This window comes from Pantoea agglomerans NBRC 102470, assembly GCF_001598475.1.
Taxonomy (GTDB): domain Bacteria; phylum Pseudomonadota; class Gammaproteobacteria; order Enterobacterales; family Enterobacteriaceae; genus Pantoea; species Pantoea agglomerans.
In genome coordinates this window covers 25,335-50,474 of the sequence record NZ_BCZA01000004.1, presented here as the reverse complement: position 1 = coordinate 50,474, position 25,140 = coordinate 25,335, and the positions used below count along the sequence as shown (strand labels likewise).

Sequence of the window (25,140 nt, the reverse complement as noted above, 5' to 3'; positions counted from 1 at the left end):
TTGCCGCCCTCGCGCCAACAGGATGCCTATGCAGAACATTACCCCAATGCTCGCTCGAAAAGATGACTCCTCCCCGGATGAGCCGCGCTCATTGCTGCCGGGCGGCGTTATCGGCTTTCTCGCTTACTGGTGCGCGCTGGCGATTCCTTTCCTGCTGTTCGGCTCTAACACGCTGTTCTTCTTTCTTTATACCTGGCCATTCTTTCTGGCGCTGCTGCCGGTTGCGGTGGTCACGGGTATCGCGCTGAATACGCTGCTGAGTGGACAGTGGCTGTGGGCCGCGCTCGCCACGGTGATCATGGTGGTCACGCTCTTCTGGTTAATGTTCTCTTTTCTCTCTGGCTGGTAAGCCCTCAGTGCGCCCGCGCTGATGTGCAAACGCATCGGCAGGTTACAAATCTTTTCCCGTCTGAATCGGTACTGATTCATATTTTGCGCAGACGCGCAGCAAAGCGCGCCATTTTCTCCGCTGGTGTGGAGTCCTGTGCAAAGTTATGGGATGATTGGGCCGTTTTTAGGGGGCGGGATGGGAAAACTGACGTTACTGTTATTGGTGCTGCTTGGCTGGCTGCAATATTCGTTGTGGCTGGGGAAAAATGGCATCCATGACTATACGCGCGTCAATGATGATGTCGCGGTGCAACAGGCAAACAATGCCAAACTGAAATCGCGAAACGATCAGCTGTTTGCCGAAATTGACGATCTCAATGGCGGCTCGGAAGCGATCGAGGAGCGTGCACGCAATGAACTGGGCATGATTAAGCCCGGTGAGACTTTCTATCGTCTGGTGCCTGACCAGAACAAACGCAACGCGCAACAAGCAGCGCTTAACCAACAACGATAAAACATGAACACTCTGGCCTCCCTTGCGGATGTGATTGCCGTGGTGCCCGCTGCCGGGATCGGCAGCCGCATGCAGGCAACCTGTCCGAAGCAGTATCTGACGATTGGTCAGCACACCCTTCTGGAACACAGCATTGCGCGTCTGTTTTCCCATCCCGCTATCAAACAGGTGATTGTCGCCCTCAGTCCTGATGACCAGCACTTCGCTTCACTGCCGCTGGCACGCGATCCGCGCGTGCTCAGGGTGACAGGCGGAGAGACCCGCGCCGAATCGGTGCTGGCCGGATTGCAGGCTGCACAGGGTTCAGCCTGGGTGCTGGTCCATGACGCCGCGCGTCCCTGTCTGCATCCCGACGATCTCCAGCAACTGCTCAACGTGCGTGAACAGAGCCACGTTGGCGGGATTCTGGCCGCGCCAGTGCGTGACACCATGAAACGGGGCGAGCCGGGCAAAGCCGCGGTGGCGCATACCGTAGAGCGCGACGATCTCTGGCACGCCTTAACGCCGCAATTTTTCCCTCATGCGCTGCTCACCGCCTGCCTGACGCGGGCGCTGGCAGAAGGCGCGACCATCACCGATGAAGCCTCGGCGCTGGAGTATTGCGGCTACCACCCGCTGTTAGTCAGCGGACGCAGTGATAACATCAAAGTCACCCGGCCAGAAGATCTGGCGCTGGCGGCTTTTTATCTGAGTCAGATTCAATTAAAGGAGAGCGCATGATGCGTATCGGTCACGGTTTTGACGTTCACGCCTTTGGCGGAGAGGGTCCGTTAGTGATTGGCGGTGTGCGGATCCCGTTTGAGCAGGGTTTTATCGCCCATTCGGATGGCGATGTGGCACTGCATGCGCTGACTGACGCGCTGCTGGGCGCAGTGGCGATGGGCGATATCGGCAAGCTGTTTCCTGACACCGATCCGGCCTTTAAAGGGGCGGACAGCCGCGGCCTGCTGCGTGAGGCCTGGCGCCGTATCGAAGCCAAAGGCTATCGCATCGGTAATGTCGACGTCACGATTATTGCTCAGGCACCGAAAATGCTGCCGCACGTGCCACAGATGCGGATCAATATTGCAGAAGATCTGGGCTGCCATATGGATGCGGTCAACGTCAAAGCGACCACCACCGAAAAGCTGGGCTTTACCGGGCGCGGCGAAGGCATCGCCTGTGAAGCGGTGGCGTTAGTCCTGAAAGCTGACAGCCAATGATGCTGAATTACCTGCACGGCACACCCGTGGCCTCCGGCGTGATCAAAGCCAATCCGGAAGATTTCGTGGTGGTTGAAGATCTCGGTTATGGCGCGGATGGTGAAGGTGAGCACCTGCTGGTGCGCATCCGTAAAGTGGGGGCCAATACCCGCTTTGTGGCTGAGGCACTGGCGAAGTATCTCGGTATTCATCAGCGCGACATGAGTTATGCCGGAATGAAAGATCGCCATGCGGTGACGGAACAGACTCTCTGTTTTCGCCTGCCGGGTAATGTGATGCCCGATCTGCGCGGTTTTGAGCTGGAAGGGGTCGAGATTCTGCAGGCGGTGCGCCACAAACGTAAGCTGCGCATCGGCGCACTGGCGGGGAACGCGTTCCGGCTGATCATCCGCCAGATCAGTGACCGTGATGCAGTTGAAACGCGTCTGGCGCAGATTCGCGATGCGGGCGTGCCGAACTATTTTGGTGAACAGCGTTTTGGTCGCGGCGGCAATAACCTGGTGATGGCAGAAAAGTGGGCGCGCAATGAGATCATTATTCGCGACCGCAACAAGCGCAGCCTGATGCTCTCTGCCGCGCGCAGTGCGCTGTTTAATCAGGTGACCAGTGCGCGTCTGCAACAGCAGGGTAGGCTGACTCAGGTGCTCAACGGCGACGCGTTGCAGCTGACCGGACGAGGCAGCTGGTTTGTCGCGCAGCCTGATGAACTGGCAGAGTCACAGCGCCGGGTTGAGCAGCATGAGCTGCGCATCACCGCGCCGCTGCCGGGACGGGGCGAGCCTGGCCCGCAGGCTGACGCGCTGGCCTTTGAACAGCAAGCGCTGGCCTTTGAACAGCAAGCGCTGGCTGATGAGACGCTGCTGCTGGGACTGATTGAACGTGAGAAGGTTGATGCTGCACGCCGTGCCATGCTGGTGGTGCCGCGCGATATGCAGTGGAGCTGGTGGGATGATGTTACGCTGGAACTGGCATTCTGGCTGCCAGCGGGCAGCTTTGCCACCAGCGTGGTCCGGGAGCTGCTGACCCACGCGGACTCGCCCGATCAGATTGATGAGTAATCTTCGCCGCAACCTGACCCGCAGTGTGGGTAATGTTGCGGCAAACCCCCACCGTCGTGTGATTTACGCCTACCACTTCCTTGCGCGCCTCGCTAGAATGCAAAAATCGCCGTCTATTCCTCACCTGTTGCCATGCCGTTAAAACAGGTTCCGTCACGGCGACCAGTCGAATAAAAAAAGGTCAGAACGAAATGCGGATATTGCTCAGTAACGATGACGGCATTCATGCGCCAGGCATTCAGACTCTGGCGAAAGCCCTGCGGCAGATTGCTGACGTGCAGGTTGTTGCCCCTGATCGTAACCGAAGCGGTGCCTCGAACTCATTAACGCTGGAAACGCCTCTGCGCACCTTCACCCATGAAAACGGCGATATCGCCGTCCAGATGGGGACGCCGACCGACTGCGTCTATCTGGGGGTGAATGCGCTGATGCAGCCGCGTCCCGACATTGTGGTGTCGGGCATCAATGCCGGCCCCAATCTGGGCGATGATGTGATCTACTCCGGCACGGTGGCGGCAGCGATGGAAGGGCGACATCTTGGCTTGCCGGCTATCGCGGTTTCGCTCAACGGCCATCAGCACTACGCCACCGCAGCGGCCGTGACCTGCGCTCTGCTCAGGGCGCTGACGCATGAACCGCTGCGCACCGGCCGCATTCTCAACATCAACGTTCCCGATCTGCCGTTGTCAGAACTCAAAGGCATCCGCGTGACGCGCTGTGGCAGTCGCCATCCGGCGGATCAGGTGATTGCGCAGCAGGATCCGCGTGGCAATACACTCTACTGGATTGGTCCGCCAGGGGAAAAACTGGATGCGGGCCCGGATACGGACTTCGCCGCCGTGGATCAGGGCTACGTCTCTGTCACGGCACTCCATGTCGATTTAACGGCGCACAGCGCGCAGAACGTGCTCAGTGACTGGCTGGCTAAAGCTGAGGTGAACCTGGCATGGTGAATCGGCGTATTGAGACGTTGCTGTCACAACTGCGTCAGCAGGGCATCGATGATGAAAACCTGCTGAAAGCCATCAGCGAGGTGCCGCGCGAACGTTTTATCGACGAAGCGTTCGAGCATAAAGCCTGGGACAATGTTGCCTTGCCCATCGGCTCCGGTCAGACGATATCACAGCCCTACATGGTCGCGCGGATGACCGCGCTGCTCGGGCTTAATCCGCATTCGCGTGTGCTGGAGATTGGTACGGGTTCAGGTTATCAGACGGCGATTCTTGCCCACCTGGTGGACCATGTTTATTCAGTGGAACGCATCAAAGGGCTGCAGTGGCAGGCCAAGCGCCGTCTGAAACAGCTGGATCTGCATAATGTCTCAACCCGTCATGGTGATGGCTGGCAGGGCTGGCCTTCACGTGGCCCCTTCGATGCCATCATCGTCACGGCTGCACCGCCTGAAATTCCGATTGCGCTGATAGCACAACTGGCAGAAGGCGGCATCATGGTGCTGCCGGTTGGTGAAGATCAGCAGGTACTGAAGCGCCTGCGTCGTCAGGGCGAAGAGGTGATGGAAGAGACCATTGAACCAGTGCGTTTTGTCCCGCTGGTGCAGGGCGATCTGGCCTGACCCTCTTCGTATTTCTTCACAACTGTTTCATAGCACCACGTACCTGATGTTGTTACTATCCAGTTTATTCATCGAAAACGCAGATTTTATCGCGCCGCGCAGAGTATCCTGCTGGCAGATACAGTGAAACAGATAGATCAGAGTTGCCATCACGGGGGATTAATGAGCACGGGAAGCACACTTTTTCAGTTACGCCGTCTGGCGGCGCTTTCACTGGTAGGTTTTTGGCTGGCAGGCTGTAGCTCCAGCGACAACTCACAGGCACCCATCAGTCGCGTTGGCGACAATGGTGGCATGAACACTAACCAGTCTGGAGCAGACATGAGTTCAGGCGGCGTTCCTGCCACGCCAGCCCAGGGACAAATGTTAAGCAAAAATTCAGCATCTGCCCCCGCTAGTGGTGGAATGATTAGTACCAACAGCAATGTTGAGACGCAGAATGGCCGGATTGTTTACAATCGCAGTTATCAGAACATTCCTAAGGGTAGCTACTCCGGTGAAACTTATACCGTTAAGCGTGGCGACACACTGTTTTACATCGCCTGGATTACCGGCAACGATTTCCGTGATTTAGCCCAGCGCAACAATGTTCCGGCGCCATATGGCCTGAATGTCGGACAAACTTTGCAGATTGGCAATGGGTCGGGTCAGCCGATTACTGGCGGCAATCCCATTACCGTTGCTGATGCAACGCAGGGCGGCGTTCCGGCGGCGCCACAAATTAAATCGCCTGCTGTTGCACAGCAACCTGTTATTACGTATTCTGATGATTCAGGTAATTCGGGTGGCAGCAAAATGTTGCCTTCGAATGGAGCAAATGTTGCAACGACAACAGCTCCAGTCGTTACCGCACCCCCAACGGTTAGCAGTACAACCAACAGTTCAACGCCGGTCGGAAGCTGGCGCTGGCCGACTGACGGGAAGATCATCGATAACTTCTCTGCCGCCGAAGGTGGCAATAAAGGTATCGATATCGCCGGGACGCGCGGACAATCTGTGGTCGCCACTGCTTCAGGACGAGTGGTTTACGCAGGTAACGCACTCCGGGGTTACGGTAATTTAATCATCATTAAACACAACGATGATTACCTGAGCGCCTACGCCCACAACGATACAATGCTGGTCCGGGAACAACAGGAAGTTAAGGCGGGGCAAAAGATCGCTACCATGGGTAGCACCGGAACCAGTTCAGTCAGATTACACTTTGAAATTCGTTACAAGGGGAAATCCGTAAACCCGTTGCGTTATTTACCGCAGCGATAATCCGGCAGAACAAAACAGGTTTATGTTCTGCCCTGGAATCACGGGTAGGAGCCGCTTATGAGCCAGAATACGCTGAAAGTAAACGAGTTACATGAGAACGCGGAATTCGATGAGAACGGAGCTGAAATTTTTGACGAGAAGGCACTCGTTGAAAATGAAGCCAGTGATAGCGACGTAGCGGAAGAATAGTTGCTATCACAGGGTGCGACGCAACGTGTGTTAGATGCGACGCAGCTCTATCTCGGGGAGATTGGCTATTCTCCGTTGTTAACGGCAGAGGAAGAAGTCTTCTTCGCTCGCCGTGCATTGCGGGGTGATATCCCTTCCCGTCGCCGTATGATCGAAAGTAACTTACGCCTGGTGGTGAAAATCGCTCGTCGTTACAGCAATCGTGGTTTAGCTCTGCTGGACCTGATTGAAGAAGGTAACCTCGGCCTGATTCGCGCCGTAGAGAAATTTGACCCGGAGCGCGGGTTCCGTTTCTCAACGTACGCCACCTGGTGGATTCGTCAGACCATTGAACGGGCGATCATGAATCAAACCCGTACCATCCGTCTGCCGATTCACATTGTGAAAGAACTGAATGTTTATCTGCGTACTGCGCGTGAACTTTCCCACAAGCTCGACCATGAGCCGAGTGCGGAAGAGATCGCAGAGCAGCTTGATAAACCGGTTGATGACGTAAGCCGCATGTTACGTCTCAACGAACGCATTACCTCGGTTGATACGCCATTAGGCGGTGATTCTGAAAAAGCGCTGCTGGATATTCTGGCCGATGAGAAAGACAACGGCCCGGAAGACACCACGCAGGACGATGATATGAAACAAAGCATCGTTAAATGGCTGTTCGAACTGAACGCCAAGCAGCGTGAAGTGCTGGCACGTCGTTTCGGCCTGTTGGGCTATGAAGCGGCAACACTTGAGGATGTGGGTCGTGAAATCGGCTTAACCCGCGAGCGTGTACGCCAGATTCAGGTTGAAGGTTTACGCCGTCTGCGTGAAATCCTGCAGGCGCAGGGCCTCAGCATTGAAGCACTGTTTCGTGAATAATCGTTAACAGTAAATCTGAGTTTGAATGCGAAAAGCGATGGTGAAAACCATCGCTTTTTTTATGTCTGCAGAAAAGTGATTTGCGGGCAAGCAAGCATCGCACCGCGCATTAACGCGGTGCGATGTACGGGATGTAATATCAGACCAGCGATTTAAGACGATAAATCCAGTCGAGTGCCTGACGCGGTGTCAGCGTATCGGGATCCAGCGCCTCAAGCGCCTCCACGGCGGGTGAGGTCTCTTCAACCAGCAGCGGCAGCTGAGAGCCATCGACCGTCGATGACGCGGAGTGGTTTGAAACGGTCTCAAGTTCCTTCAGCTTATTGCGCGCCCGCTTAATCACCTCTTTGGGTACGCCGGCCAGCGCCGCCACCGCCAGACCATAGCTCTTACTTGCCGCACCCTCCTGGACGCTGTGCATAAAGGCGATCGTGTCGCCATGCTCAACGGCATCCAGATGGACGTTGACCACGCCTTCCATTTTTTCCGGCAGTGTTGTCAGCTCGAAATAATGGGTGGCAAACAGCGTCATCGCCTTGATGCGGTTCGCCAGGTTTTCGGCGCAGGCCCAGGCGAGCGATAAACCGTCGTAGGTGGATGTTCCGCGTCCAATCTCATCCATCAGCACCAGGCTGTTTTCGGTGGCGTTGTGCAGGATGTTAGCGGTTTCGGTCATCTCAACCATAAAGGTCGAGCGCCCGGAGGCGAGATCGTCAGCGGCACCGACACGGGTAAAGATGCGATCCAGCGGGCCGATCAGCGTCTCATCGGCAGGAACAAAACTGCCAATCCATGCCATCAGCGCAATCAGCGCCGCCTGGCGCATATAGGTACTTTTACCGCCCATATTGGGGCCGGTAATAATCAGCATTCTGCGCTGGGGTGCCAGTGACAGTGGGTTGGCAATAAACGGCTCTTTCAGAACCTGTTCCACCACCGGATGGCGTCCGCCGCTGATTTTAATCCCGGCTTTATCCTGCAATACCGGGCGGCAATAGTTCAGGGACCAGGCGCGTTCTGCCAGGTTGCTTAACACATCCAGCTCTGCCAGCGCGGCGGCACTCAGCTGCAGCGCTTCAAGATGCGGCAGCAACTGATCGAACAGCGCCTCATACAGGCTTTTTTCCAGCGACAGCGCTTTACCCTTGGAGGTGAGTACTTTGTCTTCGTACTCTTTCAGCTCCGGAATGATATAGCGTTCAGCATTTTTCAGGGTCTGACGACGCACATAGTGCATCGGTACCTGATGGCTCTGTCCGCGGCTTACCTGGATGTAATAACCATGCACGCCGTTAAAGCCGACCTTCAGGGTATCCAGTCCCAGCTTCTCGCGTTCGCGGATCTCCAGCCGGTCAAGATAGTCGGTTGCGCCATCTGCCAGTGCACGCCACTCATCCAGCTCCGCGTTGTAGCCGGGCGCAATCACTCCGCCGTCACGGATCAGCACAGGCGGTGACTCAATCACCGCCTGTTCCAGCAGCTCACGTAACGCAGTGAACTCGCCCATCTGCGTGCGCAGCTTCTGCAACTGGGGCGCCTCAACGTCGGCCAGCAGCTGGTTAAGTTCCGGCAGTTGCTGAAACGCATGACGCATGCGAGCCAGATCGCGCGGACGTGCGGTGCGCAGGGCCAGGCGAGCCAGGATTCGCTCCAGATCGCCGACCTGACGCAGCACCGGTTGCAGCACGTCGCTGAGATTTTGCAGTTCAGCAATCGACTCCTGACGCTGGTTAATGATGCGCGCATCGCGCAGCGGCATATGCAGCCAGCGTTTCAGCATCCGGCTACCCATCGGGGTGACCGTTTTATCCAGCACCGCCGCTAAGGTGTTGTCGGTGCCGCCTGCCAGGTTCTGGGTGATCTCCAGATTACGGCGGGTGGCCGCATCCATGATGATGCTGTCCTGCTGCCGCTCCATGCTCAGCGAGCGGATGTGGGGCAGCGTGGTGCGCTGGGTATCTTTAACATACTGCAGCAGGCAGCCCGCCGCGCTCAGTCCGAGGTGCGCATTCTCCACGCCGAAGCCATTGAGATCGCGGGTGCCGAACTGCAGGTTCAGCTGCTGGCGTGCGGTGTCGATCTCAAACTCCCACAAAGGACGGCGTCGCAGGCCGCGTCGCTGATCGATCAGCGACATCGCCTGGAAATCTTCGGGGTAGAGCAGCTCCGCCGGATTGGTGCGCTGCAGTTCTGCCGCCATGGTTTCAGCATCGGCAGGTTCGCTGAGGCGAAAACGGCCTGAGCTGATATCCAGCGTGGCGTAGCCAAAACCGCGCGGGCTTTGCACAATCGCCGCCAGCAGATTGTCTTGCCGCTCCTGCAACAGCGCCTCATCACTGATGGTACCTGGGGTAACGATGCGCACCACTTTGCGTTCAACCGGGCCTTTGCTCAGCGCCGGATCGCCTATCTGCTCGCAGATGGCAACGGATTCGCCCAGCTGCACCAGTTTAGCCAGGTAACCTTCAACCGCATGATAGGGCACACCCGCCATCGGGATCGGTTCGCCCGCTGACGCACCGCGCTTGGTGAGTGAAATCTCCAGCAGCTGCGAGGCACGTTTTGCGTCGTCATAAAACAGCTCGTAGAAGTCACCCATACGGTAAAACAGCAGAATGTCAGGATGCTCCGCCTTGAGACGCAGGTACTGCTGCATCATCGGCGTGTGGGAAGGAAAGTCCTTTTCGGTTGGCTCTTGCATAAGGTTTTAGCTCATTTTTAATGCGGTAAATTTCTGGCGGTCAACGCCCATGAAACCGAAAGGGATTCCAGGCGCGCAGGATAATCAGATGATAACGAATAGGGCAGGGCATATGCCAGCATGATGCACAGCCGCGATCCTGACCGGGTGTAACCTGACAGGCATCCTGGCAAATGTGGCGGCGGCTGGCGACAAAAAAGTGCCTGTTCTCATGACGCTGATGCGGGGCTGCGAGGCGGCTCGCGATTTCTGCGGCAGTTTATGGCCGGCAGGACGGCACTGCGCCGCATCGGGAAGGGGGAAAAGTCAGTGCAGCCCGTTCTGCAGCGCCCAGACGGCGGCTTCAAGTCGGGATTTAAGGTTCATCTTCTTCAGCAGATATTTAACGTGAACCTTAACCGTGCTTTCACTGATGGCCAGCTTGCGGGCAATCGCTTTATTGGTCATCCCGTCGCTGATCAGTTGCAGAATATCGCGTTCGCGCCGGGTCAGCTGATTAATGTCGCGCGTCTGAGCAGGCTGCGCTTCACGCAACCGGGCGACCAGAATCGGAGTTAACGCCTCGCTCAGCACGATCTGACCGGCAGCAGCCTGATGCAGCGCTTTCAGTAAGGCTTCCGGTTCCATATCTTTCAGCAGATAACCATCAGCGCCGCGCTTCAGCGCGCTGACCACATCCTCTTCATTATCTGAAACGCTGAACACCACTACCCGGCCAGAAAGGGCTATCTCACGCAGCTGGGTCAGGGTATCCAGTCCGTTCAGACCTGGCATATTAAGATCAAGCAGGATCAGGTCGGGATCATGCTGCTGTGCCAGCGCCAGGCCATCAATGCCATTACCCGCTTCGGCAACCACCTGCAGTCTTTCATCCAGCGCAATCAGCTGCTTCAGGCCATTGCGCAGCATGGGATGGTCGTCGATCAATAAAAGCGTAAATTTCTCTGCCGTCACAATGGCTCCTGTTCCTGTCACATACGCCAGCCCTGAGCGGGCGGAGAGCCTATCTTACCGGTGAAGCGGGGTCGCTATATACCCCCAATGGACTACTCCTTTATTTCCAGTCGGACACCCTTTTACAGAAGGCATGGGCGGCCGTGTTTAAACCCTATGATTTATAAGGGTTATCTGAATTCAGTCAACTACTTAACCGGGGTGAAGAGAGGGCGCTGCACCTCTGTAACCTGCATTGCCGTTGATTTGTATCAAGCCCGACACCACGGCGGATGCGCAGGATACGCACAATTATTATTCTGCTGATGAGAGATTTATGACCCAATCTACCTCTTTGCAAACCCCGACGCGCGGCGCGTTAATTCAGGACTGGCAACCGGAAAACGATGCGTTCTGGCAGGCGCGTGGTAAACGTATCGCCAGCCGTAACCTGTGGATTTCTGTCTTCTGTCTGCTGCTGGGCTTCTGCGTCTGGATGCTGTTCAGCACCGTTGCGGTTAACCTGAATAAAGTTGGCTTTACCTTCAGCACTGAGCAGCTCTTTTTACTGACCGCACTGCCGTCGGTTTCTGGCGCGTTGCTGCGTGTGCCTTACTCTTTTGTTATTCCCATCTTTGGGGGACGTCGCTGGACCGCCTTCAGCACCGGCATCCTGATCATTCCCTGCCTGTGGCTCGGCTTTGCCGTACAGGACAGCCAGACCTCATTCACCACTTTTATGGTGATTTCCCTGCTGTGCGGTTTTGGTGGCGCTAACTTCGCGTCGAGCATGGGCAATATCAGCTTCTTCTTTCCCAAAGCCCGTCAGGGCGGCGCGCTGGGTATCAACGGCGGCCTCGGTAATCTTGGCGTCAGCGTAATGCAGTTTGTCGCCCCGCTGGCGATCTCCTGTGCCATTTTTGGTTTTGCCGATGTGGGTCAGACCACCGTCACCGGCGACAGCATCTGGCTGGAGAATGCCGCCTGGATCTGGGTGCCGTTCCTGGCGATCGGCACGCTGGCGGCCTGGTTCGGCATGAACGACCTGGCGGCGGCGAAATCCTCGCTGCGTGAGCAGTTGCCGGTGCTGAAACGTCCACACCTGTGGGTTATGGCGCTGCTCTATCTGGCCACATTTGGCTCATTTATCGGTTTCTCTGCCGGTTTTGCCATGCTGACGAAGACGCAATTTCCTGATGTCGTGATCATGCATTACGCCTTTTTCGGCCCCTTTATTGGCGCGCTGGCCCGTTCAGCAGGCGGCATCATTTCTGACCGCTTCGGCGGTACCCGCGTCACGCTTGTCAACTACGTGCTGATGGCGCTGTTTGCTGCGCTGCTGTTCCTTACCCTGCCGGGTGCCGGACATGATGGCTCGTTCGTGGCCTTCTTCGCCGTGTTTATGGGCCTGTTCCTGACGTCCGGGCTGGGCAGCGGCTCCACCTACCAGATGATTGCGGTGATCTTCCGTAAGCTGACGCTGGAACGTATCAAAGCTGAGGGCGGCGACGATGCGCTGGCACAGCGCGAAGCGGCAACAGAAACCTCTGCTGCGCTCGGCTTTATCTCCGCCATTGGCGCGCTGGGCGGTTTCTTTATTCCGCAGACTTTTGGCCTGTCGCTCGCCATGACCGGTTCACCCGCCGGCGCGATGAAAATCTTCCTGGTCTTTTATCTCTGCTGCATTGCGGTGACCTGGCTGGTTTACGGCCGAAAATCACGCGCCTGATAACGACAAAGCCGGTGTGGCGCACCGGCACAATTTCACTTTCTGTGTCGGGACAGATGCAGAGTCAGCAATGTCACATTAAGCCTTCAGGAGTATTCCGGATGAGCAAGTTTCTTGATCGGTTTCGCTATTTCAAACAGCTGGCCGAACCCTTTTCCGGCCAGCATGGCCAGACGTTAAACAGTAACCGCGACTGGGAAGATGGCTATCGCAGTCGCTGGCAGCACGATAAAATCGTGCGCTCCACGCACGGCGTTAACTGTACCGGCTCATGCAGCTGGAAAATCTACGTTAAAAATGGACTGGTCACCTGGGAGACCCAGCAGACCGACTATCCGCGTACCCGTCCCGATCTGCCAAACCATGAGCCGCGTGGCTGCCCACGCGGTGCCAGCTACTCGTGGTATCTCTACAGCGCTAACCGCCTGAAATATCCGTTAATGCGCAAGAAGCTGATTCAGCTCTGGCGCGACGCGAAAGCGCAGCACAGCGACCCGGTGGACGCCTGGGCATCAATCATCAGTAATCCTGAAAAGGCCAGAAGCTACAAACAGGCGCGTGGACGCGGCGGCTTTGTCCGCTCCAGCTGGCAGGAAGTCAACGAGATGATCGCCGCCGCGAACATCTGCACCGCGAAGACCTACGGCCCTGACCGCATTATGGGATTCTCACCGATTCCGGCGATGTCGATGGTCTCTTACGCTGCGGGCGCACGTTACCTGTCACTGATTGGCGGAACCTGTCTGAGCTTCTACGACTGGTACTGCGATCTGCCGCCGGCCTCACCGATGACCTGGGGCGAGCAGACCGACGTGCCGGAATCGGCTGACTGGTACAACTCCTCCTACATTATTGCCTGGGGCTCTAACGTGCCGCAGACCCGTACCCCGGATGCGCACTTCTTTACGGAAGTCCGCTATAAAGGGACGAAAACCGTGGCAATCACGCCGGACTATGCTGAGGTCGCGAAGCTGTGTGACCAGTGGCTGAGTCCGAAGCAGGGCACCGACAGCGCGATGGCGCTGGCGATGGGCCACGTGATGCTGAAAGAGTTTCATCTTGATCGCGAAGTTGGCTATTTCCGCGACTATGTGCGCCGTTACACCGATATGCCGATGCTGGTGCTGCTGGAACCCCGTGAGGGCGGTTTTTACGCCGCCGGCCGTCAGTTGCGCGCCAGCGATCTGGTGGATGGGCTCGGTCAGGAGAATAACCCGGAGTGGAAAACCGTCGCGATCAACGAGGCGACCGGGGAACTGACCGCGCCGCAGGGATCTATCGGCTTCCGCTGGGGCGAAAAAGGCAAATGGAACCTTGAGCAGCGTGATGGGGCGTCACATCAGGAAGTTGAACTGCAGCTCAGCCTGCTCGGCAGCCACGATGAGGTGGTCGAGGTTGGTTTCCCTTACTTCGGTGGCATTACCAGCGAGCATTTCAACAGCGTTGCGCTGGACGAAATCCTGCTGCATAAGCTGCCGGTGAAACGCCTGCAACTGGCGGATGGCAGTGAAGCACTGGTCACCAGCGTCTACGATCTGACGCTGGCGAATTATGGTCTGGATCGCGGTCTGGATGATGCCAACTGCGCGCAAACCTACGACGACATCAAAGCGTATAGCCCGGCCTGGGCGGAGCAGATTACGGGTGTCTCCCGTCAGAACATCATTCGCATTGCCCGTGAATTTGCCGAAAACGCCGAGAAAACCCGCGGTCGTTCGATGATCATCGTCGGTGCCGGTATGAACCACTGGTATCACATGGACATGAACTATCGTGGCCTGATGAACATGCTGATTTTCTGCGGCTGCGTCGGTCAGAGCGGCGGTGGCTGGGCGCACTATGTCGGCCAGGAGAAACTCCGTCCGCAGACCGGCTGGACCCCGCTGGCCTTTGGCCTGGACTGGCAGCGTCCGCCACGCCAGATGAACAGCACCTCCTTCTTCTACAACCACTCCAGTCAGTGGCGCTATGAAACCCTGGCCACCAGCGAATTGCTCTCCCCGCTGGCGGATAAAAGTCGCTACAGCGGCAGCCTGATCGACCTTAACGTCCGTTCCGAACGTATGGGCTGGCTGCCTTCAGCGCCGCAGCTTAACGTCAACCCGCTGCACATCGCGGCGCAGGCGAAAGCCGCCGGTCAGTCGCCGCTGGATTACACCGTGGAAAGCCTGAAGCAGGGCACCATGCGGTTTGCCGCTGAACAGCCGGACGATCCGCAGAACTTCCCGCGTAACCTGTTTGTCTGGCGCTCCAATCTGCTCGGCTCATCCGGTAAAGGGCATGAGTACATGCTGAAGTATCTGCTGGGCACGGAAAACGGCATTCAGGGCAAAGATTTAGGCCAGCAGGGCCGCGTGAAGCCGGAAGAGGTGGAGTGGCTGGATCAGGGTGCCGAAGGCAAACTGGATCTGGTGGTCACACTCGACTTCCGCATGTCGAGCACCTGTCTCTACTCCGATGTCGTGCTGCCAACGGCGACCTGGTATGAAAAAGACGATATGAATACCTCGGATATGCATCCGTTTATTCATCCGCTTTCGGCGGCCGTCGATCCTGCCTGGGACTCAAAAAGTGACTGGGAGATCTACAAAGGTATCGCCAAAGCCTTCTCCGATCTCTGCCCGGGTCATTTAGGCGTTGAAACGGACGTCGTTACTCTGCCGGTGTTGCATGACTCACCCGCGGAACTGGCGCAGCCTTTTGAGGCGAAAGACTGGAAAAAAGGCGAATGCGATCTGATTCCGGGTAAAACCGCGCCACACATTATGGTGGTGGAGCGCGACTATCCGGCGACCTGGGAGCGCTTTACCTCGCTGGGACCGTTGCTGGAGACCCTGGGTAACGGCGGCAAAGGTATCAGCTGGAACACCAGCAAAGAGGTCGATTTCCTCAAGCAACTGAACTACGTCAAAGCGGATGGCCCGGCAGCGGGGCGGCCGAATATCGACACGGCGATCGATGCGGCAGAAGTGATCCTGGCGCTGGCACCGGAAACCAATGGTCAGGTGGCGGTGAAAGCCTGGCAGGCACTGGGCGTGATTACCGGTCGTGACCACACCCACCTGGCGCTCAATAAAGAAGATGAAAAGATTCGCTTCCGCGATATCCAGGCGCAGCCGCGCAAAATTATCTCTAGTCCGACCTGGTCAGGTCTGGAAGATGAACATGTCTCTTACAACGCCTGCTACACCAACGTTCATGAGCTGATCCCGTGGCGAACCCTGAGCGGCCGTCAGCAGCTCTATCAGGATCATGAGTGGATGCGCGCCTTTGGCGAGAGCCTGATGGTCTATCGTCCGCCAATCGATACCCGCGCGGCGAAGCCGTTGCTGAACAGCAAACCCAACGGTAACCCGGAGAAGGCGTTGAACTTCCTGACGCCACACCAGAAGTGGGGCATTCACTCCACCTACAGCGACAACCTGCTGATGCTGACACTGTCGCGCGGCGGACCGATTGTCTGGATGAGTGAAGATGACGCTCGTGAGCTGGGTATCGTGGATAACGACTGGATCGAGGCGTTCAATGCCAACGGTGCGCTGACCGCACGTGCAGTAGTGAGTCAGCGCATCCCGGCGGGTATGACCATGATGTACCACGCGCAGGAACGTATCGTGAATATCCCTGGCTCGGAGATCACCAGCCAGCGCGGCGGGATCCATAACTCGGTGACGCGGACCTGCCCGAAACCGACCCATATGATCGGCGGTTATGCGCAGCTCTCCTGGGGCTTTAACTACTACGGCACCGTCGGCTCGAACCGCGATGAGTTCGTGGTAGTGAGAAAAATGAACAACGTTAACTGGTTAGATGGGGAAGGCAACGATGCCTGCCAGGGCAGCCAGCAGGAGGTAAAACCATGAAAATTCGTTCACAGGTCGGCATGGTGCTGAACCTCGACAAATGTATCGGCTGCCACACCTGCTCGGTGACCTGTAAAAACGTCTGGACCAGCCGCGAGGGCATGGAGTACGCCTGGTTTAACAACGTCGAAAGCAAGCCCGGTGTCGGCTATCCGCACGCCTGGGAAGATCAGCAGAAGTGGAAGGGCGGCTGGATCCGTAAGATCAACGGTAAGCTGGAGCCGCGCATGGGCAGTCGCATTGGCCTGCTGTCGAAGATCTTCGCCAACCCAGATGTGCCGGCGCTGGATGATTACTACGAACCGTTCGATTTTGATTATCAGCATCTGCACAATGCGCCCGCCGGTAAGCATCAGCCGATTGCGCGTCCGCGCTCGCTGATCACCGGCCAGCGGATGAAAAAGATCGAAAACGGCCCGAACTGGGAAGAGATCCTTGGCGGCGAGTTTGCCAAACGTTCGCAGGATAAGAACTTCGATAACATCCAGAAGGAGATTTACGGTCAGTTTGAGCACACCTTCATGATGTACCTGCCGCGCCTGTGTGAGCACTGCCTCAACCCGGCGTGTGTGGCGACCTGCCCAAGCGGCGCGATCTACAAACGCGGCGAAGATGGCATCGTACTGATCGACCAGGATAAATGTCGCGGCTGGCGGATGTGCCTCACCGGCTGTCCGTACAAGAAGATCTACTTCAACTGGAAAAGCGGCAAATCAGAAAAATGCATTTTCTGTTATCCGCGCATTGAAGCGGGCCAGCCCACCGTCTGTTCAGAAACCTGTGTCGGCCGTATCCGCTATCTCGGCGTGTTGCTCTATGACGCTGACCGCATTGAACAGGCGGCCGCAGCGGAAAACGAGAAAGATCTCTATCAGAGCCAGCTGGATATCTTCCTTGATCCCAACGATCCGGCGGTGATTGCGCAGGCGCTGAAAGATGGCGTTGCGCAGAGTGTAATCGACGCAGCACAGCGTTCACCGGTCTATAAAATGGCGATGGAGTGGAAGCTGGCGCTGCCACTTCACCCTGAATACCGCACGCTGCCGATGGTCTGGTATGTGCCACCACTGTCACCGATTCAGTCGGCGGTGGATGGCGGGGCGCTGGCGCACACCGGCGTGCTGCCGGATGTGGAAAGCCTGCGCATTCCGGTTGAGTATCTGGCGAACCTGCTGACCGCAGGCGACACCGCACCGGTGCTGCTGGCACTGAAGCGGATGCTGGCTATGCGTCATTACAAACGCGCAGAAAGCGTGGACGGTGAGCATGATATCCGGGCGCTGGAGCAGGTCGGCCTGACCGAAGCGCAGGCGCAGGAGATGTACCGCTATCTGGCGATCGCGAACTATGAAGATCGCTTTGTGGTGCCCTCCAGCCATCGCGAACTGGCGCGTGAAGCCTTCCCGGAAAGCAAAGGCTGCGGCTTTAGCTTTGGCGATGGCTGTCACGGCAGCGACAGCAAATTCAACCTGTTCAACAGCCGCCGTATTGATGCCATCGACATCAGTAAGAAAACCATCCGTCCGGAGGATGCCTCATGATGACGTTACGGATTCTTTCGCGGCTGCTGGACTACCCGGACGAGGCGCTGTTTACCCACTCTTCCGACCTGATCGCGGCGCTGGATGACGCCTCTGAACTCAACCTGCAGCAGAGCGCACGGCTGGTGCGTTTTATCAATCAGCTCTGTGCCCGGCCACTGCTCGACGTACAGGCTGACTACTGCGAACTGTTTGATCGTGGCCGCGCCACCTCGCTGCTGCTGTTTGAACACGTGCACGGTGAGTCACGCGATCGCGGTCAGGCGATGGTTGATCTGCTGGAACAGTATCGTGCCGATGGTCTGGAGCTGGACAGCAAAGAGCTGCCCGATTTCCTGCCGCTCTACCTGGAGTATCTCGCCTGTAAAAGCGATGAGGCCGCGCGTCAGGGACTGGACGACATCGTGCCTATCCTGGCCTTACTGGCGGCGCGGCTTGAAGAGCGTCAGAGCCCCTACGCCGATCTCTTCACAGTGTTACTGACGCTGTCCGGTAGCGCAGTTGATCCTGCGGCCCTCAAGCCACAGGTGGCGCAGGAAGCGCGCGACGATACGCCGGCAGCACTGGATGCTGTCTGGGAAGAGGAGCAGATTAAATTTCTCGGCGAACAGGGCTGCGCCTCGGCGCAGCAGGCGATGCATCAGCGTCGCTTCGCCGATGCGGTCGCGCCGCAGTATCTGGACATCGCCGCGGCGACGGCGCGTACCACAGGAGAATCAGCATGAATTTTATTAACACTTTCTTCTTCGATATTTACCCCTACCTCGCCGGAACGGTCTTCCTGGTGGGAAGCTGGCTGCGCTATGACTACGGGCAGTACAGCTGGCGTGCCGGTTCCAGTCAGATGCTGGACAAAAAAGGGATGCGTCTCGCCTCCAACCTGTTTCACATCGGCATCATCGGTATTTTCTTCGGTCATATCGTCGGGATGCTGACGCCGCACTGGATGTATGAATCCTTCCTGCCGATCGACGTAAAGCAGAAACTGGCGATGATTGCCGGTGGCCTGTTCGGGGCGATGACACTGGTGGGCGGTGGACTGCTGCTGAAGCGCCGTCTGACCAATCCACGGGTGCGGGCGACCAGTAGCGTCGGTGATATTCTGATCATGACCCTGCTGGTGGCTCAGGCGACGCTGGGCCTGCTGACCATTCCCTTCTCCGCCCAGCATATGGACGGCAGTGAAATGATGAAGCTGGTGGGCTGGGCGCAGGCGGTGGTGACCTTCCACGGTGGCGCTTCGCAGCATCTCGACGGCGTGGCGTTTATCTACCGCGTGCATATGGTGCTGGGAATGACGCTGTTCCTGCTGTTCCCGTTCTGCCGGCTGGTGCATATCTGGAGCGCGCCGGTTGAGTATCTGACCCGTCGTTATCAGCTGGTGAGAAACCGCCGCTAAGCGCATGATGGTTGCGGGGCAGAGAGAGCCCCGCAGCCATTTTAGCCCACGGCTGCCTTGACGTTTTTTTAAGATTTTGCCCTGTATGTCATTGCGCTGAACGTCTACTATTACCGCATCTGAAATTACCCCTCGTTTATGGATAACCGATGCGCCTCAAGTTAGCCTTCCTTGCGTTCATCCCGCTTCTGGCCTCCTGCAGCAGCAAACCTGAAGTCCCGTCCCAGCAGAAGATGCTGGCTGCGCCACAGGGCGGTTTTTTACTGCAGCCGTCGCACAGCGGACAGGCGATGTTTGGCGACTTTGCCGGTAACCCGGCAGCAGAGCAATTTATCGATAAGATGGTAGAGAAGCATGACTTTGACCGTCAGCAACTGCACAACATCATCGGTCAGGCCAAACGACTGGATTATGTGCTGCGACTGATGGACCGTCAGGCACCAAGCTATACGCCAGCGCCAGGGCCTAATGGCGCCTGGATCCGCTATCGCAACAAGTTCATTACGCCCGATAACGTGCAAAATGGGGTGGCGTTCTGGAATCAGTATCAGGATGCCCTGCAACGCGCACAGCAGGTTTATGGCGTGCCACCGGAAATTATCGTGGGCATCATTGGCGTGGAAACCCGCTGGGGTCGTGTGATGGGGAAAACGCGGATTCTGGATGCGCTTGCGACCTTATCCTTTAACTATCCGCGCCGCGCAGAGTACTTCAGCAGCGAGCTGGAAACCTTTCTGTTGATGTCGCGCAAAGAGCAGGATGACCCGCTGGCGCTGAAAGGCTCCTTTGCCGGGGCGATGGGCTATGGTCAGTTTATGCCCTCCTCTTACAATGATTATGCGGTTGATTTCAACGGCGACGGTCATGCAAACCTGTGGGATCCGGTGGATGCTATCGGCAGCGTGGCGCACTATTTCCAGAAGCATGGCTGGCGCAGCGGCGAAAATGTGGCGGTACCGGCCAGCGGTCAGGCACCGATGCTGGAAGATGGCTTCAAAACCCGTTACAGCGTGAGCATGCTGGCGGCGTCAGGATTGTCACCACAGGGCTCGCTGAACGGTAACGATCAGGTCAGTCTGCTACGCCTGGATTTGGGCACCAGCTACCAGTACTGGTACGGCTTACCCAATTTCTATGTCATTACCCGCTACAACCACAGTACCCATTATGCGATGGCGGTGTGGCAGCTGGGTGAGGCGGTGAGCAAGGCACGCCAGGGCGGCCTGTTATAAAGGCTATCCTTGTTAACTGTAAGGTTATATGATGACGCCCTTTTTCAGGCCACACAGCCACTGATATTTCTGGAGTCACTATGTCTTTACCTGCCTGCCCGGCTTGTCACGCCGATTACACCTGGCAAGATGGCGATAACCTTAACTGCCCCTCCTGCGGTCACATCTGGACCGAGGGAGAAGGTGACAGCAGCAACGCAACACTTGAAGTGCGTGATGCCAACGGCAATCTGCTGGCAGATGGCGACAGCGTCACGGTGATCAAAGATCTCAAGGTGAAGGGCAGTTCTTCATCGCTGAAGATCGGTACCAAAGTGAAAAGTATTCGTCTGGTTGAAGGGGACCACAACATCGATTGTAAAATCGACGGTTTTGGCCCGATGAAATTAAAATCTGAGTTTGTGAAAAAGAACTGAGATCAGGGGCGCAGGGATGCGCCCGCTTTCCTGCTTAGCTGAACAGCTTATCAATTGCGGCACACTGTTCCGCATTCAGCGTGCCACCGTAGTTTCGTGAGCCGCTGCTCATCGAGTCATAGCGCCGTGCCACGGCCGTTTTAATTGTCGTTACGAAATCATCTCCAATACTGTAAATCGCCATCAGACGGCCGATCTGCTGCTGCAGGCGCGTCAGCTCCGGCAGATTGCCACTTCGCCATGCCGTCATCATCTGCGCAAAGTACTCCGGCACAATATTATTCAGTCCTGAAATGACACCGGCACCGCCCGCCAGCAGGTTCGGGAGCAGGTACTCGTCATACCCCGACAGTACGGCGAAATCGCTACGCACCTTGCGGGTCTCTTCAATCATCATCCGGTTATGCGACAGGCAATCCACCGTATCTTTAATGCCGGCGAAGTTGGGCAGCTTTGCCGCCAGGGCGGCAATCAGCGCGGGCGTCAGATCGCAGCCGGTGCGGGCCGGAAAATTGTAGGCAAACCATTTACCACCCAGTTGGGCGTCCAGTGCTTCGAAGTAGTGCATCAGCTGGTTTTGCGTCTGGCCATAATAGTAGGGCGGCAGCACCATCACCGCGTCAAAGTCATTTTTCCAGGCGGCTTCAGCCAGCTCCAGCATGTCAGGGATGCAGGTTGCCGAGACGTTCGCGACCATCTTCAGCGATGACAAGGGTCTGGCTTCCTGAATCAGTTGTAAGCGTTCCTGCTGCGTCAGTGAGGCGAACTCGCCAATGCTGCCCATCACCAGTAAGGTATCAATACCGGAGTCATTGAGGCGGGAGAAATGTCGCCCGAGCGCATCAATATCGACCGCACCCTGCGCATTAAACGGGGTGACTGAAGGGCACCAGACACCGGCAAAGGGCGATTTTTTACTCATAAATGACTCCTGAATCGGATGTTAAAAAAATGAAACAGCGTTTTAACTTAATGACTCCGGCCGGTCTCTGCCAGCGCATGATTCAAAAATGAGCAACGGGTCGCACTTTTTCCTCTTTCATCCGTCTCAGTAAGCGGATGCATCTGATAACTGAGCGAGAGGTCATGATGAAAGAGTGGGATCCTGTGCTGTACCGTAAGTTTGAAGCAGAACGAACCCGTCCAGCCCGCGAACTTCTGGCGCGCCTCAGCCTGGAACAGGTTGAGCAGGTGACCGATCTGGGATGCGGGCCCGGTAACAGCACCGAGCTGCTCGCTGATGCCTGGCCACTGGCGCAGATTACCGGGCTGGACAGTTCCGCCACGATGTTAACTCAGGCCGCTGAACGCCTGCCGCACTGTCGTTTTATCCAGGCGGACATCCGCAACTGGCAGGCCGATGTGCCGCAGCAGGTGGTCTACGCCAACGCGTCTCTGCAATGGCTGGATAATCACGCAACGCTGTTTCCCCATCTGGTCAGCCAGCTGGCGCCCGGTGGCGTGTTAGCGATCCAGATGCCTGATAACCTGAATGAGCCGTCGCACCGGCTGATGCGCGAGGTGGCGGCAACGGATCGCTGGCGTTCACGCATCAATGCCGATGCCGCTGAACGTACACAGCTGCTTTCCACGGGCGAGTATTACGATCTGCTGACGCAGGCAGGCTGTGAGGTGGATATCTGGCGTACCACCTATTATCACGTGATGGCCGATTCACAGGCGATTATCAGCTGGCTGCAGGCGACCGGTTTACGGCCTTTCCTGGCAACGCTGGATGAGACCGAACAGACGGCGTTTCTGACCGATTATCATCAACGTCTGCTCGCGGCTTATCCGGCTCAGGCCGATGGTCAGGTGTTGCTCGCCTTCCCGCGTCTTTTTATGGTTGCGGTGAAAAACCGGTAAGCGCAGTGGAAAGCTGGCCGCAAAAACAGCGTAATAATGGTGACTGACCTTGAAAAAGCAGTTTTTCTGCACCACCTTCAACCCACAGCCAAAGGGAGAGTCGCAATGGATGATCAGCAATTGCAGGCGCTTAGTGCGCAGATAGGTGAGAAGCTGAAGCAGCGCAATGCCACCGTAACCTGTGCGGAATCCTGCACGGGGGGATGGATTGCCAAAGTCTTTACCGATATCAGCGGCAGCTCCGCCTGGTTCGAGCGGGGTTTTGTGACCTACAGTAACCAGGCCAAACAGCAGATGGTCAGTGTTCAGGCTGCTTCGCTGTTGCAGTATGGTGCGGTAAGTGATGTGGTGGTGCGGGAGATGGCGCTGGGTGCCCGCAGGGCGGCCCATGCTGACTACGCGGTCTCCGTCAGCGGTATTGCCGGTCCGGATGGCGGCAGTGAAGAAAAACCGGTGGGCACGGTGTGGTTTGGCTTTGCCGGGCCGCAGGATAACGTATTGACTTTTCAGCAGCATTTTAATGGCGATCGTGATGCCGTACGCCGCCAGTCGGTGGCATGGGCCCTGCAGAAACTGTATGGCGAATTTCTGACAAATTAAACTTGATACTGTATGACTATACAGTATAATTGTCGGCAACAGAAAGAGTACAGGCACCCTGAGTGCGTGTTTACCCGGCTTGATTAGGAGTTGAAATGGCGATTGATGAAAACAAACAGAAGGCTTTAGCTGCCGCGCTTGGCCAGATTGAGAAGCAATTTGGTAAAGGCTCCATCATGCGCTTGGGTGAAGACCGCTCAATGGATGTGGAAACTATCTCTACCGGCTCGCTGTCGCTGGATATCGCATTAGGCGCAGGCGGTCTGCCAATGGGCCGTATCGTTGAGATCTACGGACCTGAGTCTTCAGGTAAAACCACGCTGACTCTGCAGGTTATCGCATCTGCACAGCGTAAAGGTAAAACCTGTGCCTTTATCGATGCCGAGCATGCGCTTGATCCGGTTTACGCCAAGAAACTCGGCGTAGACATTGATAACCTGCTCTGCTCTCAGCCAGATACTGGTGAGCAGGCGCTGGAAATCTGTGATGCGCTGGCGCGCTCTGGTGCCGTTGACGTGATCATCGTCGACTCCGTCGCGGCGCTGACGCCTAAAGCGGAAATCGAAGGTGAAATCGGTGACTCACACATGGGCCTCGCGGCACGTATGATGAGCCAGGCGATGCGTAAACTGGCCGGTAACCTGAAGCAGTCCAATACCCTGCTGATTTTCATCAACCAGATCCGTATGAAAATTGGTGTGATGTTTGGTAACCCGGAAACCACCACTGGTGGTAACGCGCTGAAGTTCTACGCCTCTGTCCGTCTTGATATCCGCCGTATCGGTGCAATCAAAGAGGGCGATAACGTGGTCGGCAGTGAGACCCGCGTTAAAGTGGTGAAAAACAAAATCGCCGCGCCATTCAAACAGGCTGAGTTCCAGATCATGTACGGCGAAGGTATCAATACCTTTGGTGAGCTGGTCGACCTGGGCGTGAAGCACAAGCTGATTGAAAAAGCGGGTGCATGGTATAGCTACAATGGCGACAAGATTGGTCAGGGTAAATCGAATGCCGGCAACTTCCTGAAAGAGAATGCTGCTGTGGCAAACGAGATTGATCTGAAGTTACGTGAGATGTTGCTCAACGGCGCGGATGAAAAACTCGCAGCAGCCGACAAGGCTGCTGAGAAAGAAGACGCGGCTGAAGCGAACGAAGACTTCTAATCTCTGATGCGGGAGGGGCGAAAGCCTCTCCCGTAGTTTTTATCCCCCTCTATTGCCTTTCTTGCCTTCCCTCTGTCCTGTTCTGTCGCCATAATCTCCCTCTGTTTGTACAAGGTGCGCAGTATGACTGAACCCTCTCAGCCCCAACCTAATGTCGTCTCTTACTCTCGTCTGCTTGACCGTGCGATGCGTATTCTGGGTCAGCGCGATCACAGCCGTGCAGAGTTAGCGCGTAAACTGCAACAATCAGCGCAGCGTGCTGCGTGGGCGCAGAAAAAAGAGCCCGAAATTGTTACCGAAGCGTTGCTGGAACAGGTTCTTAACTGGTGTCAGGAAAGCGGCTGGTTAAACGACGAGCGTTTCACCGAACGATTTATTCAGAGCCGGAGCCGTAAAGGCTTTGGATCGCAGCGCGTGCGCCTTGAACTGGGCCAGAAAGGCATTGACCGTGAAGCCATTGATCTTGCAATGGAAGAGACAGAGGTAGACTGGGCGGCGTGTGCGGCTCAGCTGGCTGAACGAAAATTCGGACACCCGCTGCCCACAGAGTGGAAAGAGAAAGCGAAAGTACTACGCTATCTGCAGTCAAAGGGTTTTATGAGCGAAGATATCCAGTCCATTTTCAGAAATTTTGATGACTAAAAGCCGATGTAATTTTACTTCCCACTGAAGAAAATTTATCTTATTCCCACTTTTTGTTCCGCTAA

General features: G+C 56.5%; 22 protein-coding genes and 1 pseudogene. 20 read left to right on the top strand and 3 right to left on the bottom strand.

What is annotated here, in order from left to right; genetic code table 11:
- The first annotated feature begins 28 nt into the window (after window positions 1–28).
- The 9 genes and pseudogenes from PAG01S_RS08735 (at window position 29) to rpoS (ending at window position 6,990) form a co-directional block, all read left to right on the top strand.
- Window positions 29–349, top strand: a complete 321-nt coding sequence (locus tag PAG01S_RS08735; protein ID WP_010248547.1) for a DUF3561 family protein — start codon at window positions 29–31, stop codon at window positions 347–349.
- Between the two features lie 177 nt (window positions 350–526).
- Window positions 527–844 carry a cell division protein FtsB gene (gene ftsB, locus PAG01S_RS08730; RefSeq protein WP_010248545.1) on the top strand — a complete coding sequence of 106 codons (318 nt, stop codon included), beginning with the start codon at window positions 527–529 and terminating at the stop codon, window positions 842–844.
- A 3-nt stretch (window positions 845–847) separates the two neighbouring features.
- The gene (gene ispD / locus PAG01S_RS08725; protein WP_010248543.1) at window positions 848–1,564 is read left to right on the top strand and encodes a 2-C-methyl-D-erythritol 4-phosphate cytidylyltransferase; all 717 of its coding nucleotides are present in this window, start codon (window positions 848–850) and stop codon (window positions 1,562–1,564) included.
- A complete protein-coding gene (gene ispF, locus PAG01S_RS08720; protein ID WP_010248541.1) occupies window positions 1,564–2,046 on the top strand; it encodes a 2-C-methyl-D-erythritol 2,4-cyclodiphosphate synthase in 483 nt (160 codons plus the stop codon). The genes ispD and ispF overlap by 1 nt, the downstream gene beginning before the upstream one ends.
- Window positions 2,043–3,104, top strand: coding sequence for a tRNA pseudouridine(13) synthase TruD (truD, locus tag PAG01S_RS08715; RefSeq protein ID WP_062758341.1), 1,062 nt, complete (start codon window positions 2,043–2,045; stop codon window positions 3,102–3,104). Before ispF ends, truD begins: the two co-directional genes overlap by 4 nt.
- 191 nt (window positions 3,105–3,295) lie before the next feature.
- Entirely contained in the window at window positions 3,296–4,057 is a 762-nt protein-coding gene (gene surE, locus PAG01S_RS08710; RefSeq protein ID WP_003849099.1) for a 5'/3'-nucleotidase SurE, read from the top strand.
- Window positions 4,051–4,677 (top strand): protein-L-isoaspartate(D-aspartate) O-methyltransferase, encoded by a 627-nt coding sequence (locus PAG01S_RS08705; RefSeq protein WP_010248537.1) that lies wholly within the window; start codon window positions 4,051–4,053, stop codon window positions 4,675–4,677. The genes surE and PAG01S_RS08705 overlap by 7 nt, the downstream gene beginning before the upstream one ends.
- A 162-nt stretch (window positions 4,678–4,839) precedes the next feature.
- Entirely contained in the window at window positions 4,840–5,940 is a 1,101-nt protein-coding gene (gene nlpD, locus PAG01S_RS22345; RefSeq protein ID WP_010248535.1) for a murein hydrolase activator NlpD, read from the top strand.
- A 57-nt stretch (window positions 5,941–5,997) separates the two neighbouring features.
- Window positions 5,998–6,990: pseudogene (rpoS, locus tag PAG01S_RS22340) on the top strand (RNA polymerase sigma factor RpoS).
- Window positions 6,991–7,129: 139 nt separating this feature from the next.
- Here the strand turns inward: rpoS and mutS are convergent.
- Both mutS and narL read right to left on the bottom strand, forming a co-directional pair.
- A complete protein-coding gene (gene mutS / locus PAG01S_RS08690; RefSeq protein ID WP_062758337.1) occupies window positions 7,130–9,691 on the bottom strand; it encodes a DNA mismatch repair protein MutS in 2,562 nt (853 codons plus the stop codon).
- A gap of 306 nt (window positions 9,692–9,997) precedes the next feature.
- Complete coding sequence (narL, locus tag PAG01S_RS08685; protein WP_010248531.1) at window positions 9,998–10,645, bottom strand: two-component system response regulator NarL; 648 nt, start codon at window positions 10,643–10,645, stop codon at window positions 9,998–10,000.
- A gap of 316 nt (window positions 10,646–10,961) precedes the next feature.
- Here narL and PAG01S_RS08680 point away from each other — a divergent pair, with 316 nt between their 5' ends.
- From PAG01S_RS08680 to PAG01S_RS08650, 7 genes are all read left to right on the top strand, one after another.
- Entirely contained in the window at window positions 10,962–12,353 is a 1,392-nt protein-coding gene (locus PAG01S_RS08680) for a NarK family nitrate/nitrite MFS transporter (RefSeq protein WP_010672126.1), read from the top strand.
- 101 nt (window positions 12,354–12,454) lie between these two features.
- A complete protein-coding gene (locus PAG01S_RS08675; protein ID WP_010248527.1) occupies window positions 12,455–16,216 on the top strand; it encodes a nitrate reductase subunit alpha in 3,762 nt (1,253 codons plus the stop codon).
- A complete protein-coding gene (gene narH / locus PAG01S_RS08670; RefSeq protein WP_060680820.1) occupies window positions 16,213–17,757 on the top strand; it encodes a nitrate reductase subunit beta in 1,545 nt (514 codons plus the stop codon). Before PAG01S_RS08675 ends, narH begins: the two co-directional genes overlap by 4 nt.
- Window positions 17,754–18,482, top strand: coding sequence for a nitrate reductase molybdenum cofactor assembly chaperone (gene narJ, locus PAG01S_RS08665; RefSeq protein ID WP_010672124.1), 729 nt, complete (start codon window positions 17,754–17,756; stop codon window positions 18,480–18,482). Before narH ends, narJ begins: the two co-directional genes overlap by 4 nt.
- Complete coding sequence (gene narI / locus PAG01S_RS08660) at window positions 18,479–19,156, top strand: respiratory nitrate reductase subunit gamma (RefSeq protein WP_022623789.1); 678 nt, start codon at window positions 18,479–18,481, stop codon at window positions 19,154–19,156. The genes narJ and narI overlap by 4 nt, the downstream gene beginning before the upstream one ends.
- Before the next feature lie 149 nt (window positions 19,157–19,305).
- On the top strand, window positions 19,306–20,388 hold the full coding sequence (gene mltB, locus PAG01S_RS08655; RefSeq protein ID WP_010248519.1) for a lytic murein transglycosylase B: 1,083 nt from the start codon (window positions 19,306–19,308) through the stop codon (window positions 20,386–20,388).
- A gap of 80 nt (window positions 20,389–20,468) precedes the next feature.
- Window positions 20,469–20,804, top strand: a complete 336-nt coding sequence (locus PAG01S_RS08650; protein ID WP_010248517.1) for a zinc ribbon domain-containing protein YjdM — start codon at window positions 20,469–20,471, stop codon at window positions 20,802–20,804.
- Window positions 20,805–20,838: 34 nt separating this feature from the next.
- Here the strand turns inward: PAG01S_RS08650 and PAG01S_RS08645 are convergent, their stop codons facing one another.
- On the bottom strand, window positions 20,839–21,726 hold the full coding sequence (locus PAG01S_RS08645; protein ID WP_062758335.1) for a dihydrodipicolinate synthase family protein: 888 nt from the start codon (window positions 21,724–21,726) through the stop codon (window positions 20,839–20,841).
- 167 nt (window positions 21,727–21,893) lie between these two features.
- On the opposite strand from PAG01S_RS08645, the gene tam reads away from it, so the two are divergent.
- From tam to PAG01S_RS08625, 4 genes are all read left to right on the top strand, one after another.
- Window positions 21,894–22,670 carry a trans-aconitate 2-methyltransferase gene (gene tam / locus PAG01S_RS08640; protein WP_062758333.1) on the top strand — a complete coding sequence of 259 codons (777 nt, stop codon included), beginning with the start codon at window positions 21,894–21,896 and terminating at the stop codon, window positions 22,668–22,670.
- A gap of 105 nt (window positions 22,671–22,775) precedes the next feature.
- Window positions 22,776–23,270 (top strand): nicotinamide-nucleotide amidase, encoded by a 495-nt coding sequence (pncC, locus tag PAG01S_RS08635; RefSeq protein WP_062758331.1) that lies wholly within the window; start codon window positions 22,776–22,778, stop codon window positions 23,268–23,270.
- A gap of 95 nt (window positions 23,271–23,365) precedes the next feature.
- A complete protein-coding gene (gene recA, locus PAG01S_RS08630; RefSeq protein ID WP_010248510.1) occupies window positions 23,366–24,433 on the top strand; it encodes a recombinase RecA in 1,068 nt (355 codons plus the stop codon).
- 123 nt (window positions 24,434–24,556) lie between these two features.
- Complete coding sequence (locus PAG01S_RS08625; RefSeq protein ID WP_010248508.1) at window positions 24,557–25,075, top strand: regulatory protein RecX; 519 nt, start codon at window positions 24,557–24,559, stop codon at window positions 25,073–25,075.
- Window positions 25,076–25,140: the final 65 nt, after the last annotated feature.

Bases quoted from the DNA above. Each gene is read 5' to 3' on its own strand.
- PAG01S_RS08735 (WP_010248547.1), top strand. From the start codon at position 29: ATGCAGAACATTACCCCAATGCTCGCTCGAAAAGATGACTCCTCCCCG.
- ftsB (WP_010248545.1), top strand. From the start codon at position 527: ATGGGAAAACTGACGTTACTGTTATTGGTGCTGCTTGGCTGGCTGCAA.
- ispD (WP_010248543.1), top strand. From the start codon at position 848: ATGAACACTCTGGCCTCCCTTGCGGATGTGATTGCCGTGGTGCCCGCT.
- ispF (WP_010248541.1), top strand. From the start codon at position 1,564: ATGCGTATCGGTCACGGTTTTGACGTTCACGCCTTTGGCGGAGAGGGT.
- truD (WP_062758341.1), top strand. From the start codon at position 2,043: ATGATGCTGAATTACCTGCACGGCACACCCGTGGCCTCCGGCGTGATC.
- surE (WP_003849099.1), top strand. From the start codon at position 3,296: ATGCGGATATTGCTCAGTAACGATGACGGCATTCATGCGCCAGGCATT.
- PAG01S_RS08705 (WP_010248537.1), top strand. From the start codon at position 4,051: ATGGTGAATCGGCGTATTGAGACGTTGCTGTCACAACTGCGTCAGCAG.
- nlpD (WP_010248535.1), top strand. From the start codon at position 4,840: ATGAGCACGGGAAGCACACTTTTTCAGTTACGCCGTCTGGCGGCGCTT.
- mutS (WP_062758337.1), bottom strand. From the start codon at position 9,691: ATGCAAGAGCCAACCGAAAAGGACTTTCCTTCCCACACGCCGATGATG.
- PAG01S_RS08680 (WP_010672126.1), top strand. From the start codon at position 10,962: ATGACCCAATCTACCTCTTTGCAAACCCCGACGCGCGGCGCGTTAATT.
- PAG01S_RS08675 (WP_010248527.1), top strand. From the start codon at position 12,455: ATGAGCAAGTTTCTTGATCGGTTTCGCTATTTCAAACAGCTGGCCGAA.
- narH (WP_060680820.1), top strand. From the start codon at position 16,213: ATGAAAATTCGTTCACAGGTCGGCATGGTGCTGAACCTCGACAAATGT.
- narJ (WP_010672124.1), top strand. From the start codon at position 17,754: ATGATGACGTTACGGATTCTTTCGCGGCTGCTGGACTACCCGGACGAG.
- narI (WP_022623789.1), top strand. From the start codon at position 18,479: ATGAATTTTATTAACACTTTCTTCTTCGATATTTACCCCTACCTCGCC.
- mltB (WP_010248519.1), top strand. From the start codon at position 19,306: ATGCGCCTCAAGTTAGCCTTCCTTGCGTTCATCCCGCTTCTGGCCTCC.
- PAG01S_RS08650 (WP_010248517.1), top strand. From the start codon at position 20,469: ATGTCTTTACCTGCCTGCCCGGCTTGTCACGCCGATTACACCTGGCAA.
- PAG01S_RS08645 (WP_062758335.1), bottom strand. From the start codon at position 21,726: ATGAGTAAAAAATCGCCCTTTGCCGGTGTCTGGTGCCCTTCAGTCACC.
- tam (WP_062758333.1), top strand. From the start codon at position 21,894: ATGAAAGAGTGGGATCCTGTGCTGTACCGTAAGTTTGAAGCAGAACGA.
- pncC (WP_062758331.1), top strand. From the start codon at position 22,776: ATGGATGATCAGCAATTGCAGGCGCTTAGTGCGCAGATAGGTGAGAAG.
- recA (WP_010248510.1), top strand. From the start codon at position 23,366: ATGGCGATTGATGAAAACAAACAGAAGGCTTTAGCTGCCGCGCTTGGC.
- PAG01S_RS08625 (WP_010248508.1), top strand. From the start codon at position 24,557: ATGACTGAACCCTCTCAGCCCCAACCTAATGTCGTCTCTTACTCTCGT.